This window comes from Streptomyces sp. NPDC024632 (genome assembly GCF_055559175.1).
The window spans coordinates 397,405-414,544 of sequence record NZ_JBVHLD010000004.1; the positions used below are offsets into that span (position 1 = coordinate 397,405).

The 17,140-nt window shown below is 73.4% G+C and carries 15 protein-coding genes and 1 riboswitch; of the genes, 9 read left to right on the top strand and 6 right to left on the bottom strand.

The features are described from left to right. Positions 1–54: 54 nt before the first annotated feature. Together ACZ37P_RS11220 and ACZ37P_RS11225 are read left to right on the top strand one after the other, a co-directional pair. Positions 55–561, top strand: a complete 507-nt coding sequence (locus ACZ37P_RS11220; protein WP_355346790.1) for a hypothetical protein — start codon at positions 55–57, stop codon at positions 559–561. Then, complete coding sequence (locus ACZ37P_RS11225) at positions 558–1,628, top strand: carbohydrate kinase family protein (protein WP_467346140.1); 1,071 nt, start codon at positions 558–560, stop codon at positions 1,626–1,628. Before ACZ37P_RS11220 ends, ACZ37P_RS11225 begins: the two co-directional genes overlap by 4 nt. A gap of 25 nt (positions 1,629–1,653) precedes the next feature. Here ACZ37P_RS11225 and ACZ37P_RS11230 read toward each other — a convergent pair whose 3' ends face one another. From ACZ37P_RS11230 to ACZ37P_RS11250, 5 genes are all read right to left on the bottom strand, one after another. Then, complete coding sequence (locus tag ACZ37P_RS11230) at positions 1,654–2,463, bottom strand: DUF6227 family protein (RefSeq protein ID WP_355346784.1); 810 nt, start codon at positions 2,461–2,463, stop codon at positions 1,654–1,656. A gap of 135 nt (positions 2,464–2,598) precedes the next feature. Continuing rightward, positions 2,599–3,309, bottom strand: a complete 711-nt coding sequence (locus tag ACZ37P_RS11235; RefSeq protein WP_401308264.1) for a ThuA domain-containing protein — start codon at positions 3,307–3,309, stop codon at positions 2,599–2,601. Between the two features lie 37 nt (positions 3,310–3,346). Continuing rightward, positions 3,347–3,553 carry a hypothetical protein gene (locus tag ACZ37P_RS11240; RefSeq protein ID WP_401308261.1) on the bottom strand — a complete coding sequence of 69 codons (207 nt, stop codon included), beginning with the start codon at positions 3,551–3,553 and terminating at the stop codon, positions 3,347–3,349. Further along, entirely contained in the window at positions 3,546–4,691 is a 1,146-nt protein-coding gene (locus ACZ37P_RS11245) for an AraC family transcriptional regulator ligand-binding domain-containing protein (RefSeq protein ID WP_467346142.1), read from the bottom strand. The genes ACZ37P_RS11240 and ACZ37P_RS11245 overlap by 8 nt, the downstream gene beginning before the upstream one ends. A 359-nt stretch (positions 4,692–5,050) precedes the next feature. Next, a complete protein-coding gene (locus ACZ37P_RS11250) occupies positions 5,051–5,686 on the bottom strand; it encodes a TetR family transcriptional regulator (protein ID WP_467346143.1) in 636 nt (211 codons plus the stop codon). A 114-nt stretch (positions 5,687–5,800) separates the two neighbouring features. Here ACZ37P_RS11250 and ACZ37P_RS11255 point away from each other — a divergent pair, with 114 nt between their 5' ends. Together ACZ37P_RS11255 and ACZ37P_RS11260 are read left to right on the top strand one after the other, a co-directional pair. Continuing rightward, positions 5,801–5,953, top strand: a complete 153-nt coding sequence (locus ACZ37P_RS11255) for a hypothetical protein (RefSeq protein WP_355346770.1) — start codon at positions 5,801–5,803, stop codon at positions 5,951–5,953. 161 nt (positions 5,954–6,114) lie between these two features. Continuing rightward, positions 6,115–6,330 carry a DUF4190 domain-containing protein gene (locus ACZ37P_RS11260; protein ID WP_467346218.1) on the top strand — a complete coding sequence of 72 codons (216 nt, stop codon included), beginning with the start codon at positions 6,115–6,117 and terminating at the stop codon, positions 6,328–6,330. 116 nt (positions 6,331–6,446) lie between these two features. Here ACZ37P_RS11260 and ACZ37P_RS11265 read toward each other — a convergent pair whose 3' ends face one another. Beyond that, the gene (locus tag ACZ37P_RS11265; protein ID WP_467346145.1) at positions 6,447–7,916 is read right to left on the bottom strand and encodes a glycine hydroxymethyltransferase; all 1,470 of its coding nucleotides are present in this window, start codon (positions 7,914–7,916) and stop codon (positions 6,447–6,449) included. 20 nt (positions 7,917–7,936) lie between these two features. Next, positions 7,937–8,031: riboswitch (ZMP/ZTP riboswitch) on the bottom strand. A 184-nt stretch (positions 8,032–8,215) separates the two neighbouring features. On the opposite strand from ACZ37P_RS11265, the gene ACZ37P_RS11270 reads away from it, so the two are divergent. The 5 genes from ACZ37P_RS11270 to ACZ37P_RS11290 all read left to right on the top strand — a co-directional run bounded on the left by ACZ37P_RS11270 (position 8,216) and on the right by ACZ37P_RS11290 (position 17,135). After that, positions 8,216–9,205, top strand: a complete 990-nt coding sequence (locus ACZ37P_RS11270; RefSeq protein ID WP_467346147.1) for an enoyl-CoA hydratase/isomerase family protein — start codon at positions 8,216–8,218, stop codon at positions 9,203–9,205. 117 nt (positions 9,206–9,322) lie between these two features. Then, positions 9,323–10,063 carry a class I SAM-dependent methyltransferase gene (locus ACZ37P_RS11275; protein WP_391045759.1) on the top strand — a complete coding sequence of 247 codons (741 nt, stop codon included), beginning with the start codon at positions 9,323–9,325 and terminating at the stop codon, positions 10,061–10,063. A gap of 333 nt (positions 10,064–10,396) precedes the next feature. Next, complete coding sequence (locus ACZ37P_RS11280) at positions 10,397–11,413, top strand: LacI family DNA-binding transcriptional regulator (RefSeq protein WP_355346758.1); 1,017 nt, start codon at positions 10,397–10,399, stop codon at positions 11,411–11,413. A gap of 383 nt (positions 11,414–11,796) precedes the next feature. Next, positions 11,797–13,704, top strand: coding sequence for a ricin-type beta-trefoil lectin domain protein (locus ACZ37P_RS11285; RefSeq protein WP_467346149.1), 1,908 nt, complete (start codon positions 11,797–11,799; stop codon positions 13,702–13,704). A 125-nt stretch (positions 13,705–13,829) separates the two neighbouring features. Continuing rightward, positions 13,830–17,135, top strand: a complete 3,306-nt coding sequence (locus ACZ37P_RS11290) for an SNF2-related protein (protein WP_467346151.1) — start codon at positions 13,830–13,832, stop codon at positions 17,133–17,135. Positions 17,136–17,140 lie beyond the last annotated feature (5 nt).

Consider the following 17,140-nt stretch of genomic DNA (forward strand, 5'->3'; position numbering starts at 1 on the left):
TCCGGCACAGTGGACGCCATGCTTACCGGGGTTCCCTCGCCGCACGATCCTCACGTGCGTCACATGCGCCAGATGTTCCTCGCGGTCGTCACCGGAAGCTTCATCTTCCTCATCCCCTGGATCGGCTACCTGCTGGCGAGCCTCCCGAGCCACCGGGTGGTCAGCCAGTGGCGCTTCGCGTGGGTCGGCTTCGACTGCGCGCTGATCCTCGCGATCGGCGTCACCGCGCTGTGCGCCTGGCGGCGGCTCCAGATCTTCATCCCGTGGGCGATCGTCACCGGCACCCTGCTGATCTGCGACGCCTGGTTCGACGTCGTCCTCGACTGGAACAGCGACGACAGGGTCGGCTCGCTGCTCACCGCCGGCCTCGCCGAACTGCCCATGGCCGCGTTGCTGTTGTACGTCGCCCGGAAGATGATCAGACTGACGATCATCATCGCCTGGCAGCGGGCGGGCCGCACCGACCCGGTGCCGCCGCTGTCCCGGCTTTCGCTGCTGATACTGACCGCGCACCAGGACCACGCCGCGCGCCGCGGTGACCACGAGGGAGACCGCCGATGACCACCGCACCGCGGGGCCGCGACGCGACGGACGCCGAGGTACGGGGCGCGGACGCGCCCGGTTTCGAAAGCGCCGGTTTCGAAAGCCCAGGTTCCGAAAGCGCCGGTTCTGCGAGCCCCGGTTCCGCGAGCCCCGACTACGACGTCCTCGTGGTCGGCGGCACCGGCGTGGACACCATCGTGCGGGTCGACGACTTCGCCATCCCCGACAGCGACTCGGTCGGCGTCCCGCCGATCCGCGACTATGTCGCGCACACCGGCAACGGCGTCGCCCTCGGCTTCCACGCGCTCGGCCTGACCACCAAATTCATCGACTTCCTCGGCGACGACGCGCAGGGCCGGATGATCCTGGAGCGGTACGCGTCCGCCGGGCTCGACTTCAGCCATCTGCCCGCGCCCGCGGGCACCCCGCGCAGCGTCAACCTGGTCGACCGCGAAGGGCGGCGCTTCTCCTTCTACGACGGCCGCCACCCGGACGGCCTGCGGCTGCCGAGCGCCTTCTACCTGCCCCACCTGGCCCGCGCCCGCCATGTGCACATCTCCCGATCGCCCCTGGCCCAGGACGTGTTCGCCGACGCCGCCCGGCTGGGCCGCACCGTCTCCACCGACCTGCACGCCTGGGACGGCGAGGACGCCTCCGCCCACCCGTGGGCGTACGGCGCGGATCTCGTCTTCCTCAGCGCCGCCTCGGTGGGCGACGGGATCGGCGCGGTGATGCTGCGGATCGTCGAGCGGGGCAGGGCCTCGCTGGTCGTCGCCACCGACGGCGCCGCGGGCTGCCACGTCCTGGCCCGCGGCGACGACCGGCCGCGGCACTTCCCCGCCGTCACCCCCGAACGCCCGGTCGTGGACAGCAACGGAGCCGGTGACGCCTTCCTCACCGCCTTCCTGCACGCCCGGTTCGCCGGGCGCGACCTGGCGGAGTGCGTGCTCGCCGGTTCCGTCTCCGGCGCCTACGCCTGCGGGAGCCACGGCGCCCACGAGGAGATCATCGGCGCCGCCGACCTCGCCGCGGCCGTCGCCCGCGCGCGTGCCGCGGCCAACGGCGCGGTGGGGGCCGCCCTTTAGCCCGTGCCCGTGCGGATCGACATCCTCAGGCCGCCTCGATCCGCCGTACCGCCGTGTCCAGGGCCGCGTCCTGCGACGCGTAGACCTCGCACACCGGGTCGCCGCTCGGTGTGCGGGTGTGGTCGATCTCCCACAGGCTCACCTCGGTGCCGTCCAGCAGCAGGAACGCGTGCTCGTACAGCGACCACGACACATGGCGGCCCCGGATCAGGGCGCTGCGGCGGGTGACGATGCTGATGTCGTGCGCGATCGCGGCGCGCAGCCTGCCGCGGACGTCCTGGCCGGGCGCGTTGGCGTTGGTCGCGCGGCGCAGCAGCCGCCAGGCGTGCTCGGCGGAGTCGCCCTCGGTGTACGCGCGACGGAAGGCGTCGGGGGTGTCGGCGAGCAGCCCGGTCGCGGTCGCGGGCAACGTGTCCTCGTACGGCGACGCGGGCGCGTCGGGGGCGAGGTCGCGCGGTCCCGGGGAGCCGCCGAAGACCGCGTCGACCTCCCACTCGGCGAGCGTCAGGTCCTCGCGTTCGGTGAAGACGGCGCGGTGCACGGCGCCGTCGTCCGGCCCCGCGTTGTGTTCGAGCTCCCACACCACGCGGACGGCGCCGTCCGGCAGCAGGAAGCTGTGCCGGAAGGTGCGCCGGTTCAGCTTGCGCGGCGGGCCCTTGGTGTGACGGCACGACTGGAGGCCGCAGTAGTGCATCAGCGCGGTGCGCACCTCCGCGGCCAGGACGGGTTCCACCCGTTCCCCGTTCTCCGCACGGCGGAGTAACTGGTCGAACTGCTCCGCCGGCCGGCCGCCCGACCGTACGGGCTCCGTTCCGTTCTTAGGCTCTGCGTCCATCCGGCCCTCCCGGCTCCGCCTCGCCAACCCCGCGGCGACTCAGGGTAGTAGCGCGGTAGCCGATTGCGCCCGCGAACGCGCAGATTTGCGGCGCATGGTTGGCCCCCGCGCGCCCTCCGGCTGCGTGATCCGCCGTCAGTTCCCGTCGGCGGACGGGCCTTTCGCGGCGCACCACAGGAGCGCGCCGCGCAGGTGGGCGCGGAAGTCCGGGTCGGCGTAGGCCGTCGCGTCGTGGCCCAGCGCCGTGTAGAACGACCGGCCCGCACCCAGGCGACGGCACCACACCAGCGGATGGTCTGCGCCCATCGTGCCGCCGGTGTAGCCCCGCTCGTCCACCGAGGCCAGCACACGTACGCCCGCGTCCGCGCCGGTGGCCCGGCCGGCATCGCGGGGACCGGCGCGGAAGTTGTACCACTCGTCGGTCCACGTCCAGCGCTCCGGCAGGTGCGCGGTCGCCGGGTGCGTACGGTCCTCGACGGTCACCTCGGCCCGCTGGATCTCCGGGTGCCCGTCGAAGCGGGCGCCGACCAGCTCTTCGTAGTACGGCCAGTGCTCCTCCGCGCAGGCGGCGGCGTGGACGCCGAGGAAACCGCCGCCGTCCGTGACGTAGGCCCGCAGGTGACGACGGGTCAGGTCGTCGAGGACGTCACCGGTGGGGGAGAGGAAGACGACGGCCGCGCAGCCGTCGAGCACGGCTGCCCCCAACTCCGCGCTGTCCTCGGTGTGGTGGACGCGCAGTCCGTGGTCCGCCGCGATCTCGGTGAGGGCGGCGGCCCCGGCCGGTATGGAGTCGTGCCGGTACCCGGCGGTGGCGCTGAAGACGAGGACGCGGTCGGGTCCGGGCATGCGGGCGGCTCTCTGCGGGCTGGGGCGGGCTGCGGGGTCAGTCGGAGGGGGAGTCGTGGTCGGTGCGGTCGGGGTGCTCGCGGGCCTGGCCCGGCCCGACGCCGTCACCCGTCGGGAACGGCGTACCGCAGCGGGCGCAGGCGCTGGCCGTCATGTCCTCGCGGAAGGCGCCGCATTCGTCGCAGACGCGGTTCAGCCAGCAGACGGGGTCGCCGCCCTCGGTGTGCTCACCGGACTCACGCACGTCGTCCCCACTCCCTGTCGCGTTCCGTTTCCCTGTCCTGGCCCACCCGTTCCGCCTGTTCCGCCCGATCCGTATGCTGCCCGGTCTCGCGCTCGCGCGCGTCCCAGCGGTTCATCGCGCGGCGCAGCGACCGGGATTCGGCGAAGCCGAGGCGGGCCGCGCGCTGGGCGGAGCCGCCGCCCGCGTGCCGGGGATCGGCGGACCGTTCCCGGCGTACGGCGTCGAGTTCGGCGCGCCAGGTGGTGCCCGACTCGCCGAGACGGCGCTGGAGGGTGCGCGGGCTGACCGCGAGCCGCCGCGCCGCTTCGGCCAACGAGGGCCGTCCGTCGGGCAGTTGGGTGATGATCGCCTCACGCAGACCGGGCACGGCGACGCCCTCGGTGTCCGCCCGGGGAACCCGTACAGTCCGCGCGGTACGCATCATGATCGCGGCGAGCGCCGGGTCCGCGGTGACCAACGGGCGTTCCAGATCGGCGCGGTGCAGCGTGATCGCGTCCGCCTCGGCGTCGAAGTCCACCGGCGCGTCGCCGAACGCCTCCCCGTAGCCGCCGTGTCCGCGTGGCCGCCGGTGGGTGAAGGAGACCCGCAGCGGGGTGAGGGCCGTCCCGGTGGCGTGGCGCAGTTGCGAGGTGACCACCGACAGGGCGAACTCCGCGACGACGCCCCGCAGTTCGTCGTCACCGCGCCGCACCGCGTACTCCACGCTCACCTCGTCGCCCGACTCCGTGCTGGTCAGCACCGAATTGCTGCTCACCAGATGGATGTACGAGGCGGCTCTGGCCAGGCCCTGGCCGACGGTGGGTGCGGTGCTCAACAGGTAGTCGAAGAGGTCGAGCAGTCCCGGCCGGTAGCCCGCGGCGGCCAGCAGCCCGGCGTCCGGCCGCTCCGTGCGGGCCAGCACCGCGCCCCAGAGGCGGTAGGTGTTCGCGGACGGCGTCCGCGCGGTCTCCGGCCCGTGCAGGACGTTCGGCAGTCCCGCCGCCCGTACGAGCTGCCGCGCCTGCGCGAGGCTCGGGGTGGCCGCAGTGGCGATGAAGCGCGGCACGACGACGCACTCCGTCAGCCGGTCGGGCTCCGTCAGCCGGTCGGGGGCGGCGGGCCCTGCCGGGCCGACGGACGGTGTCGCGGTGGGGGGCATGACCGGCTCCTCGGGCAGTCGGCTCGTCGGGTCGGGTCGGGTCGGGTCGGTCGGGTCGGGAGGTGTGCGTGGTGCGTGGTGCGTGGTGCGTGGCGCATGGTTCATGCGAAGGGGTTCCGGCAGCTTACGCGGCATGTGGCGCGTTGGGTCCGGTGCGTGGCGCGTTATGCCCTCCCTTGGCACCTCCTGTCCGGGACATGATCGGGGGCACCGGTGCCCCTGGGCATCGTGGGTGTCCCGTGTCGGGGGAGGCGCGGGGGACAACGGGGGACGGCCGGTGCGGATGGGTCTCCATTCGCACCGGCGGCACCCCTTTCCGTGGCCCGGACCGGCTCGTCCCGCGCTCCCGGACCGGCTCGTTACGCCTCCGGGTCGAGCCAGTGGGCGCGGCCGATGCTGATGACGCGCATGCGCATCCGGGCGGCGTGGATGATGCGGTCGCGCGCCGCCGGGTCGTCCGCGGGGGCCTCCAGGAAGGCCGCGGCCGTCATCACCATGTGGTCGACGTACAACTCGGCGAGTACGCGGAGGTCGTCGGCCGGCCAGCCCGCGGAGACGGGCTGCGCGGCGAGTCCCGCGGCCACCTCGTCGGCGAAACCGTTCAGCTCCGCGGCGATGGCCTCGCGGACCCGCGTCACGCCGCCGTGCCGCTCGCGGGCGATGAAGCGGACATGCGCGCGGTGCTCAGCCACGTACGCCGCGGTGAGCGCCACCGTCCGGTCGATGAGTTCCGCGGAATCGGCGCCCTCGGCCAGCACCGCCCGGATCACGGTGTGCAGGCTGCCCAGCGACTCGGCGACCAGGGCGACGCCGAGGTCGGCCATGTCGGGGAAGTGCCGGTAGAAGGCGGCGGGGGAGACGCCGATCTCCCGGGTCAGCTCGCGCAGGCCCAGGCTGCTGAGGTTCTGGTGCTCCAGCAGCCGCAGGCCCGCGTCCAGCAGCGACTGCCGGGTCTGCTGCTTCTGTGCCTGGCGGACCCCCGGAGTGTGACTCATGTCATTCAGTAAACAACCGTTCTCCGACTTTGGCCAGCGCGGCCCGGCGCTACACTGATGAAGTCAGTGAACAAGTGTTATCTGAAACGTCAACTCCCCGGAGGTGGAGCAGACATGAGCCTCGTCGTCCTCCTGCTCGGCATGGGCGTCCTGATGGGCGCCGCCGCCCACACCACGCTGCCGGTCTTCCTCGTCGCCGCGGGCGCCATCGCCGTCTGGCTGTTCGGCTTCGCGGTCCGCGAGGGCATCGCCCGGCACCGCGGCTGAACCCACGCCGACGCGCACCCCGCACTCCGCGTGCGGCACGGGCCCCTACCGGCCCGACACCCCGGCCCACCACGACAGTTCCCGGAAGGAACACCGTGAACACCGCAGCCCACCCGGTCGCGACCGGCACACCGGCCGCGAACACCCGTGACGCCGACGGCATGGCCGTCGCGTCCTTCCTGCTCGGCCTCCCCGGCCTGCTCGTCCTCAACCTCGTGCTCGGCCCGGTCGCCATCGTGCTGGCCCTGGTCGCGATCAGCCGCGGCACCCAGCGCCGCGGGCGCGCGCTGCTCGGCTTCGCCCTCGGCGTCGCCGACCTGCTGGTCGTCCTGGCGCTGACGATCGCCCACCACGGCGTGATCTGGCAGCTCAGCTAGGGACTGTCGATCCGTCGATCCGGCGAACCGCCGAACAGAGCGGGCCCTCCCGCAAGGGAAGGGCCCGCTCGGCGTTCGGGGGAGTCCGGTCCAAGACCCGGTTCGGGTCGCGGGCGCTAGCTCAGGTCGATGCCCGGGTAGAGGGGGAAGCCCGCGAGCAGGTCGGTGGCGCGCTTGGCGACCTGCTCCGCCACCGCCGCGTCCAGCACGTGCTTCGCCTTCGACAGGCCGCCGCTCTTCGCGGGCGCGGCCGTCGTACCGGACAGCACCGTGTCGATCAGGCCCGCGATCTCGTCCATCTCGACCGCGCCGAGCCCGCGCGTGGTGAGCGCCGGGGTGCCGATCCGGATGCCGGAGGTGTACCAGGCGCCGTTCGGGTCCTGCGGCACCGAATTGCGGTTGGTGACGATGCCCGCGTCCAGCAGCGCGGCCTCGGCCTGGCGGCCGGTCAGCCCGTAGCCGGAGACGTCGATCAGCACGAGGTGGTTGTCGGTGCCGCCCGTCACCAGCTTCGCGCCGCGGGTCAGCAGCCCCTCGGCGAGGGAGCGCGCGTTGTCGACGACGGCCTGCGCGTAGTCGGCGAACTCCGGCCGCGCCGCCTCCGCGAGCGCCACGGCCTTCGCCGCCATGACGTGCGGCAGCGGGCCGCCCAGCACCATCGGGCAGCCGCGGTCGACGTGCTCGGCCAGCGAGTCGTCGCACAGCACCATGCCGCCGCGCGGGCCGCGCAGCGACTTGTGCGTGGTCGTTGTGACGATGTTCGCGTGCGGCACCGGGTCGAAGTCGCCGGTCAGCACCTTGCCCGCGACCAGACCGGCGAAGTGCGCCATGTCCACCATGAGCGTCGCGCCGACCTCGTCCGCGATCTCCCGCATGAGACGGAAGTTCACCAGCCGGGGGTACGCCGAGTAGCCCGCCACGATGATCATCGGACGGAATTCGCGGGCGGTGGCCCGTACCGCGTCGTAGTCCAGCAGACCGGTCGCCGGGTCGGTGCCGTAACTGCGCTGGTCGAACATCTTGCCCGAGATGTTCGGGCGGAAGCCGTGGGTCAGGTGGCCGCCCGCGTCCAGGGACATGCCGAGCATCCGCTGGTTGCCGAATTCGCGGCGCAGTTCCGCCCAGTCCCCCTCCGACAGGTCGTTGACCTGCCTGACGCCCGCCTTGGCCAGCGCCGGGCTCTCGACCCGCTGCGACAGCACCGCCCAGAAGGCCACCAGATTCGCGTCGATGCCCGAGTGCGGCTGTACGTAGGCGTGGTCGGCGCCGAACACGGTCCGCGCGTGCTCGGCGGCCAGCGACTCGACGGTGTCCACATTGCGGCAGCCCGCGTAGAAGCGGCGGCCGACGGTCCCCTCGGCGTACTTGTCGCTGAACCAGTTGCCCATCGCCAGCAGCACGGCGGGCGACGCGTAGTTCTCGCTGGCGATCAGCTTCAGCATCTCGCGCTGGTCCGTCAGCTCGTTCGCGATGGCGTCCGCGACGCGCGGTTCGACCCCGCGGATCACGTCCAGCGCGCTGCGGAAGGCGGTTGAAGCGGTTGAGGCGGTCGAGGCGGTGCTGGCAGACGGCTCGGAAGCGGCCATGGGAGTCCTCCTGATCGGAACGGGACGGCCCAGGCGCACGGCACTTCATCGCTTCCAGCGCGGGCCGCTTCCCGATGGTTGAACCCATCCCAGCGCGCCAGTCACGGCCCGTCGCCGAGCGTACCAAGTCCCTCGGGGGCGCGTACCGCGCGTCGGCCTGGTGAGACGGTTCCGCACACCCCTGCCCGCCCGCGTGCCCGCCCACCGGCGCCGGGGCCGCTCGCGCGGGGCGTCGAGAGGCGTCTGTTTGGATGGGGGCGAGGCTCCGGTGGCGGGGTCCGGAAGCCGTGGGGAGCAGCATGGATGCCGTCGGATCGCCCGTGAGGACCCGTGTGAGCGAAGGGGGCACGGGGGTGATCGAGCTGGACCGTCCGGGGGCGCTGAACGCGCTGGACCTGACGATGGTCCGGCTGATGACGCAGGCGTTGGAGGGGTGGCGCGACGACGCGGCCGTACGGTCGGTCGTGGTGCGCAGCACGTCGCCCAAGGCGTTCTGCTCGGGCGGTGACATCAGGGCCGTACGGGCGGCGGCGCTCGCCGGGGACGAGACGGCGGTGAAGACGTACTTCACGGCCGAGTACGGGCTCAACGCGATGATCGCGCGGTACCCGAAGCCGTACACGGCGCTGATCGACGGTTACGCGATGGGCGGCGGCCTCGGCATCTCGGTGCACGGGTCGGCGCGGGTCGTGACCGAGCGGGCGGCGCTCGCTATGCCGGAGACGGGGATCGGCTTCTTCCCCGACATCGGCGCCAGCTACTTCCTGCCCCGGCTGCCGGGCGCGGTCGGCTGGTATCTCGGGCTGACCGGAGTGCGCGTGTCGGGCGCGGCGGCCGTGGCGTGCGGTCTCGCCACGCATTACGTGCCCGCCGCCGAACTGCCCGCGCTGGAGGCGGCGCTGACCGGCGACGACGGCACGGACCCGGCAGGGGCGCCGTTGGCGCGGTACGTCGGCGCGCCGCCGTCGGAGCTGACGGACCACCTCGCCGCGATCGAACGCTGCTTCGCGGCCCCCGACCTCGGCGAGGTGTGGGCGCGGCTGGTGGCGGAGGACGAGGACCGCGCGTGGGCGGACGACACGCTGGAGGCGCTGCGCCGCGCGTCGCCCGCGAGCCTGGCGATCACCTTCGACCTGCTGGCGCGCGGCGCCCGCGCGGAGCTTGAGGAGTGCCTGGCGGACGAGCTGGCATGGGCGTGCGCGACGGCGTTCACCCCCGACTTCGCGGAGGGCGTGCGCGCGGCGCTGGTCGACAAGGACCGCAAGCCGACCTGGTCAGCGACCCTGTAGCTCATTATGTGAGATGCGGGTGTCATGATGTGGACGACGGGCGTAGCGTGACCGCTGAACTCGCCGTGCCGCGGCGGGAGCTGACGGCCCGAGGGCCGGGGAACGGAGTGCCGCGCCATGCCGAGGGAATGGGACGCCAAGACGTACGACTCGCTGCCCCTGCCGCACCTCGGCTGGGGACGGCGCACGCTCGGGCGGCTGCCGCTGGCCGGTGACGAGCGGGTGCTCGACGCGGGCTGCGGCACCGGCCGCGACACGGCGGGCCTGCTCGACCTCCTGCCGCGCGGCCGGGTGGTGGCCGTGGACGGCTCCGTCCGCATGCTGGAACAGCTCCGCGAACGCCTCGCCGGACGGCTGGACCGCGTCGAGGTCGTCCACGCCGACCTGACGCGACCGCTGCCGTTCGACGGCGAGGTGGACGCCGTCTTCAGCGTCGCCGCCTTCCACTGGATCGCCGACCACGCGGCGCTCTTCACCTCGCTCGCCGGACGGCTGCGCCCCGGCGGCCGACTGGTCAGCGAATGCGGCGGCAGGGGCAACATCGCGGCCGTCAACGCGGCCGTGGCCGACGTCCTGGGCGGCGCGCCCGACGTCTGGGACTTCGCCGGGGTCGAGGACACCCGGCGGCAGCTCGCCGACGCCGGGTTCACCGGCATCGAGGTCGGCCTCCGGCCGGACCCGGCCCGCTTCGAACCCGGCGACCAACTGGAGTCCTACCTCGCCACCGTCGTCCTCGGCGCCCACCTCGACGGCATGGCCGACGACGACCGTGAGCCCTTCGTCAAGGCCGTCGCCGCCCGGCTCGCCGAACCGGTCGTGGACTACGTACGCCTGGAGATCGCGGCGACACGGGCGTGAGGGGCGGGGCCCGGCCGGGAGGGGCCGCACACGGGCCCTGTACGCCTGTTCCGCGCGTGTCTCCCGGCGGCCCCCCTGCCCCGGAGCCGGCGCCCCGCCACAGCCGGGCGGTACGGGACGCGGTCCGGTCGGGGGGGCCGTGACGGGGCCGGAGCGGCACTCGCGCGCAGGGCGCTCGAAGCCGCTGAACCGGTTGAGCGGAGAAGCGTCATGGGGCACCATGGGAGTCCGTCACACAGGGTGCGGCGACGTTTCAGCGTTGTTAAGGTGTGTGCCGATCGCATCCGAGTACGGCCCGCGCGGGCCCTGGCACCTAGAGGCCGAGTGAGCCCTGTGAAGCGTCCCACCATCGCCGACATCGCCGACGCCGCGGGCGTGTCCAAGGGCGCGGTCTCGTACGCGCTGAACGGCAAGGCTGGGGTGTCGGCGCAGACCAGGGCCCGGATTCTGGAGATCGCCGCGCGGATGGGCTGGCATCCGAGCAGCGCCGCCCGCGCGCTGTCCAACAGCCGCAGCGGCGCGATCGGACTCGTCGTGGACCGGCCCGCGTGGGTGCTGGGCATCGAGCCGTTCTTCATGCAGCTCATCTCCGGCGTCGAGGCCGGTCTCGCCGCCACCGGCACGGCGCTGCTGCTCCAGGTCACCGAGGACGCGGACGCCGAGGAGGCCGCGTACCGCCGCTGGTGGGGGGAGCGGCGGGTGGACGGCGTGCTCCTGGTCGACCTGCGCGACGACGACCACCGGCTCGGCCTGCTCAGGGAGTTGGAGCTGCCGGGCGTGGTGGTCGGCCACGCGGCGGGCGTCCCCGGCGTCCCGTCGGTGTGGCTCAACGACGCGGAGGCCGTACGGGAGACGCTGGCGTATCTGGCCGCGATGGGGCACCGGAGGATCGCCCGCGTCGCGGGGCCCGCGCATTTCGTGCACACCCGCGAGCGCGGCGAGGCGTTCGACGCGGCGGCGGCCGAACTGGGCCTGACCGGCGTGAGCTGTGTGTACACCGACTACTCCGGCGAGGACGGCGCCCGCGCCACCCGCCGCCTGCTGTCCGGCGCCGATCGGCCGACCGCGATCGTGTACGACAACGACGTGATGGCGGTCGCCGCGCTGAGCGTGACGCAGGAGATGGGCATCCCGGTCCCGGCCGAACTGTCCCTGGTGGCCTGGGACGACAGCGAGCTGTGCCGTCTGGTGCACCCGGCGCTCACCGCCGTCAGCCGGCGCGTGCCCGCGTACGGCGAGCGGGCCGCCGCCGCGCTGCTCGCGCTGGTCGACGGCCAGGAAGTGGCCGACATCCTGCTGGAGGCGCCGGTCCTGGTGCCGCGCGGAAGCACGGCGCCCGCTCGGCGCTGAGCCCGCCCGCTGGGCGCCGAGGCCGCTCGCTGAGGCGGCCCGCTGAGGTTGAGCCCGCTCCCTGGGGCCGCCCGCTGAGGCTGAGCCCGCCGGGGGAAAGAGGTGCGTCCCCGGAGCCCGCTCCCGCGCGCCGCCGCGCTTCCTCCCGCGGTCTGGACCAATGCCGCAGGTCACACCGGCCGCCCGCACGCAATCACCGCTGTTTCATTCCGTTACAGCGATTCAGCCCATGTTCAATCCCTTGACGCCTATAGGGTGCGCGAGTTAAATCACGTCGCGATATAAGCCGTGAAACAAGTGATGAAACAAGTGGGCGCCCCACGACTGCCCATTTCGTCATGTCAGGGCCATGCCATCTCAGCCGTAGAAAGGCAACCGGACCCATGAGCGCAGCAACCCGCCCCCACGCGGGCAGACGCCGCTTGCGGCGCACACTCGTCGGGATGCTCGCCGCCGCCGCGGCGGCCGTCACCCCCATGCTGGCCGTTCCGGCCACCGCGCACGCCGCGGGCGAGAGCGTGCAGGTCTATCTGACCACCACCTCCGACTCCGGCGGACGCAACGTCGTCAAGGGCCTCGAACAGCAGACGCCGCTCACCTTCGCGACCGGCACCGGCGGCTCGGGACAGAACGTCACCGTCGACGAGAAGACCACCTACCAGCAGTTCAGCGGCGGCGGCGCCTCGTTCACCGACACCGCGGCCTGGCTGATGAACTCCAGCGGCGCGCTGTCCGCCTCGACCCGCAACACCGTGATGCAGAAGCTGTTCGACCCGGTCAACGGGATCGGCCTCGGCTTCCTGCGCAATCCGATGGGCGCCTCCGACCTGGCCCGCGGCAACTACACGTACGACGACATGCCCGCAGGGCAGACCGACCCGACGCTCGCGCACTTCAGCATCGCCCACGACCTGGCCGACGTCGTGCCGCTCACCAAGCAGGCGCGTCAGCTCAACCCCAACGTCAAGGTGATGGGCACCCCCTGGACCCCGCCGCCGTGGATGAAGGACAACGGCGCTTACAGCCAGGGCTGGTTGCAGTCGCAGTACTACGCCGCGTACGCGCAGTACTTCGTCAAGTACCTCCAGGCGTACCAGGCGCAGGGTGTGCCGATCGACTACGTCACCGTGCAGAACGAGCCCACCTGTTGCGGCGGTTACCCGTCGGCGCAGTGGAACGGCGCGGGGCTGGCGTACTTCACCAAGACCAATCTGCTGCCCGCGCTGCACGCGGCCGGACTGTCCACCAAGGTCCTCGCGCTGGACTGGAACTGGGACACGTACGACAGCTACGCCGCCCCCACCGTCACCGACGCGGCCATCCGCAACGACCCCAACTTCGGCGGTCTGGCCTGGCACGGATACGGCGGTGACGTCAGCGAGCAGACCACCGTCCACAACCAGTACCCGAATCTGCCCGCCTTCGACACCGAGCACTCCGGTGGCACCTGGATCGCCAACCAGCAGAAGGAGGACATGCACAATCTGATCGACTACACCCGCAACTGGGGCCAGAGCTGGGTCAAATGGAGCCTGGCGGTCGACCAGAACATGGGTCCGCACAACGGCGGCTGCGGCACCTGCACCGGCCTGATCACCGTGCACAACGGCGACAGCCGCAGCGGGCAGGTCGACTACACGATCGAGTACTACACGATGGGCCACCTCACGAAATTCGTGAAGCCCGGCGCGTACCGGATCGCCTCCACCGCCAACACCAGCGTGCCGAACGTCGCCTGGCGCAACCCCGACGGGTCCAAGGCGCTCATCGCCTACAACGACACGTCGTCCGCGCAGACGATCCGGGCCAATTGGGGCAACGAGAACTTCTCCTACTCGCTGCCCGCCGGCGCCTCGGCCACCTTCACCTGGAACGGCACCCAGGGCACGGGCAACGGCGGCACCGGCCACACCGGCGCGATCACCGGCTATGGCGGCAAGTGCGCCGACGCCGCCAACGCCAGCAGCGCCAACGGCACCGCCGTGCAGCTCTACGACTGCAACGGCACCACCGCCCAGCAGTGGACCGCCTCCGGCACCACCTTCCAGGTGCTCGGCAAGTGCCTCGACCTGGCCAGCGGCGGCACCGCCAACGGCACCCAGGCGCAGCTCTACGACTGCAACGGCACCACCGCCCAGCAGTGGACGCACGGCGCCAACAACACCCTGGTCAATCCGCAGTCGGGCAGATGCCTCGACGCCACGGGACCCAGCTCGGCCAACGGCACTCGGCTCCAGATCTGGGACTGCACCGGGGCCGCCAACCAGCAGTGGACCACGCCCGCCGCGTGACCCCTGCCACCACGGGCGGCCCCGGTGGCGCCCCGGTGATGTCCTGACCTCGACGTAGGCTGTCGGCAGCCACCATTCCCGCTGATCAACCGCCGATCAGCCGTCGCCGACGGAAGGCAGCCGCCGTGTTCGCTCTGCACGCCCAGTGGCGAGCGGACCGGCGGCTCGCCTTGTGGACGGAACACACACCGCCGCGTCCGGCGGGCGGCACGAGCCCGCCCGCCGCCGGTGACGCACGGGCGGCGGAGCCTGCCGCTGGGACGGCGACGGGCCGGGACGCGGACGGGGAGACTCCGGCGGGCGCGCCCGCCACGCACCCCTTCGCCGTGCCCGCCGCCGAGGTCGTACGGCTGCTCTCGACGGGCGGCCCAGGACTGGGCTGGCTCGCGGGCCGCGCCGCGCGCGGGACCGCGGGCCTCGTGCTGCCCACTGCCGCCGGGCGGCCCCGGCCGTCGCCCGAACTGCGGACCCCGGCCGCTCCCGGCGACGGTCGCGGCGCGCTCGCGCCCTGGACCGTACCGGCCGTCCTGTTCACCCCCGGCCAGGCCGCCCAGCTCCTCGGCGAGCTGTCGCACGCCGACCTGGCCGAGCTGCCCTACGGCGCCTCCGTGCGGTGGCTGGTCGCCGCCCACGACCTGGCGTGGCGGCTGGTCGGCCGGGGGAGGCTGCTGCCCGAACTCGTCCGCGAGGACGGCGTCCCGCACGCCCGGTGGCGCCCGGCGCCCGACGCCGCGGGCCACCAGGAGCTGGCCCGGCTGACCGCGGCCGTCCCGCCGACGCTGACCCTGGGCGCGGCGGACGGCGTACGGTCGGCGGCCGGGCTCGTCACGGACGTCATGGCCGTCCTGGTGGACAGCGAGGCGCGGGCGGCGCTGGAGGACGCGGGGCCGCTGGTGAAGGGCGGGAAGGCGGCCGGAGCGGCCGAGGCGTGGGCGGCGGCGCTCGGCGCGGCGGACGGCCGGATGCGCGCGGCCGACCCGGTCGAGACGGCCCGGCTGGGGGAGCGGCTGTCAGCCTGGCACGCGTCGGCCGCCGCGGACGACCAGCCGCTGCGGCTCTGCTTCCGGCTGACGGAACCGCGCGGCGGCGACCTCGGCGCGGGCCCGGGCGACGGGGCGGAGGACGACGGCTGGAGCCTCGACTTCCTCGTCCAGGCCGTCGACGAGCCGTCGCTCACCGTCGAGACCGCCGAGGTGTGGACGCGCGGCCCCGCGCAGGCCGCGCTGACGCGGTACGCCGACGACCCGCCGCAAACGGTGCTCGCCGCGCTGACCCGCGCCGCCCGCACGTATCAGGCGCTGCGCACCGCGCTGGCCGGTGAGCGCCCCTCCGGGCTGCGGCTCGACCGGGCCGGGGCGCTGGAATTTCTGCGGGAGGCGGCCCCGGCGCTGACGGAGGCGGGCTTCGGGGTGCTGGTCCCGTCGTGGTGGCAGCGCAAGCCCGCGCTGGGCATGGCGCTGACCGTACGGGAGGCGCAGCCCGGCACCGTCGAGACGTCGAGCATCGCCGACCGGGACGCGATCGTGGCCTTCCGCTGGCGGGTGGCCCTCGGCGACCAGGCGCTGACCGACAAGGAACTCACCGCGCTCGCCGCCGCCCGGCAGCCGCTGGTACGCCTGCGCGGCCAGTGGACCGAGGTCGACCCGGAGCGGATCGCCGCCGTGCTGGCCTTCCTGGAACGCGCGGGCAGCGGCACCATGACCACGGGACAGGCCCTGCGGATCGCCCTCGACCCGACGGCGGCCGAGGCGGGGCTGCCCGTCACCGTGGTCACCGCCGACGACCCCGCGGACCGGCTCAGCGGCCTCGGCGCACTGCTGCGCGGCAGCGCGGAGCACCGCCCGGAACCGGTCGCCGTACCCGCCGACTTCACCGCGACCCTGCGTCCGTACCAGCAACGCGGCCTGGACTGGCTCGCGTTCCTGTCCCGGCTCGGCCTCGGCGCCGTGCTCGCCGACGACATGGGCCTGGGCAAGACCGCCCAGACCCTCGCGCTGCTCGCCGTGGAACGCGAGCGGGACGGCGAGCGGGAGGGTGACCGGGACCGCGAGCGGGAGGGTGACCGGAACCGCGACCGGGACGGCGACCCGGACCGGCGCGACCCGGACTGGCGCGACCAGGGCGCGTACGGCCCGACGCTCGTCGTCTGCCCGATGTCGCTGGTCGGCAACTGGCGGCGCGAGACCGCCGCCTTCGCACCCGAGCTGCGGGTGTACGTGCACCACGGCGCGGGGCGGCTGAGCGGTACGGAACTGGCCGCGGCGGTAAGAGGCGCCGACCTGGTGATCACCACTTACGGGCTGGTGCAGCGCGACCACGAGGCGCTGGCCGCCGTCACCTGGCGGCGGCTGGTCGTGGACGAGGCGCAGAGCGTCAAGAACAGCGCCACGCACCAGTACCGGGCGCTGCGCGCCCTGCCCGCCCGGCACCGGATCGCCCTCACCGGCACCCCCGTCGAGAACCGCCTCGCCGAACTGCACGCGCTGCTCGACCTGGTGAACCCCGGCCTGTTCGGCACGGCGGGCGCCTTCAAGGAGCGGTACGCGATCCCCGTCGAGCGCGACGGCGACGCGGCCGTGGCGGCCGAACTGCGCCGCCGCACCGGGCCGTTCGTGCTGCGGCGGCTCAAGTCCGATCCGGCCATCGCCCGCGAACTGCCCGCGAAGCAGCACATCAAGGTGGTGTGCAATCTGACCGCGGAGCAGGCCGCGCTCTACCGCGCGGTCGTCGCCGACATGCTCGCGCGCATGGACGAGACCCGCGGACTGCGCCGCCGCGCCCACGTACTGGCCGCCCTCGGCAAGCTGAAGCAGGTCTGCAACCACCCCGCCCACTTCCTCGGCGACGGCTCGTCTCTGGACGGCCGTTCCGGCAAACTCGCCCGTCTGGAGGAAACGTTGGAGACCGCGCTCGCCGCGGGCGACAAGACGCTGTGCTTCACCCAATACGCGGCCTTCGGCGCCCTGTTGCGCCCGCACCTGGCCAGGCGGCTCGGCACCGAGGTGCTGTTCCTGCACGGCGGCAACCCGGCGCGGGCCCGCGAGGACATGGTGGCCCGCTTCCAGGAGACGGACGGCCCCGCCGTCTTCCTGCTCTCCCTCAAGGCGGGCGGCACCGGCCTCAACCTCACCGCGGCCAGCCAGGTCGTGCACATCGACCGCTGGTGGAATCCGGCCGTCGAGGACCAGGCCACCGACCGCGCCTTCCGGATCGGCCAGCCCCGCGACGTCCAGGTGCGCACCTTCGTCTGCGCGGGCACCGTCGAGGAGCGCGTCGACGCGATGATCGAGGCCAAGCGCACCCTCGCGGACGCCGCCGTCGGCGCCGTCGGCGCGGGCGACACCGCGGCAGCGAACTGGCTCGCGGAGCTGACCACGGCCGAACTGCGCGACGCCCTGCGGCTGTCGGAGGAGGAGGCGGTGAGCGAGTGACGCGC

Coding starts and splice junctions, on each gene's coding strand:
- ACZ37P_RS11225 (WP_467346140.1), top strand. CDS start 558: ATGACCACCGCACCGCGGGGCCGCGACGCGACGGACGCCGAGGTACGG.
- ACZ37P_RS11230 (WP_355346784.1), bottom strand. CDS start 2,463: ATGGACGCAGAGCCTAAGAACGGAACGGAGCCCGTACGGTCGGGCGGC.
- ACZ37P_RS11235 (WP_401308264.1), bottom strand. CDS start 3,309: ATGCCCGGACCCGACCGCGTCCTCGTCTTCAGCGCCACCGCCGGGTAC.
- ACZ37P_RS11245 (WP_467346142.1), bottom strand. CDS start 4,691: ATGCCCCCCACCGCGACACCGTCCGTCGGCCCGGCAGGGCCCGCCGCC.
- ACZ37P_RS11250 (WP_467346143.1), bottom strand. CDS start 5,686: ATGAGTCACACTCCGGGGGTCCGCCAGGCACAGAAGCAGCAGACCCGG.
- ACZ37P_RS11255 (WP_355346770.1), top strand. CDS start 5,801: ATGAGCCTCGTCGTCCTCCTGCTCGGCATGGGCGTCCTGATGGGCGCC.
- ACZ37P_RS11260 (WP_467346218.1), top strand. CDS start 6,115: ATGGCCGTCGCGTCCTTCCTGCTCGGCCTCCCCGGCCTGCTCGTCCTC.
- ACZ37P_RS11265 (WP_467346145.1), bottom strand. CDS start 7,916: ATGGCCGCTTCCGAGCCGTCTGCCAGCACCGCCTCGACCGCCTCAACC.
- ACZ37P_RS11270 (WP_467346147.1), top strand. CDS start 8,216: ATGGATGCCGTCGGATCGCCCGTGAGGACCCGTGTGAGCGAAGGGGGC.
- ACZ37P_RS11275 (WP_391045759.1), top strand. CDS start 9,323: ATGCCGAGGGAATGGGACGCCAAGACGTACGACTCGCTGCCCCTGCCG.
- ACZ37P_RS11285 (WP_467346149.1), top strand. CDS start 11,797: ATGAGCGCAGCAACCCGCCCCCACGCGGGCAGACGCCGCTTGCGGCGC.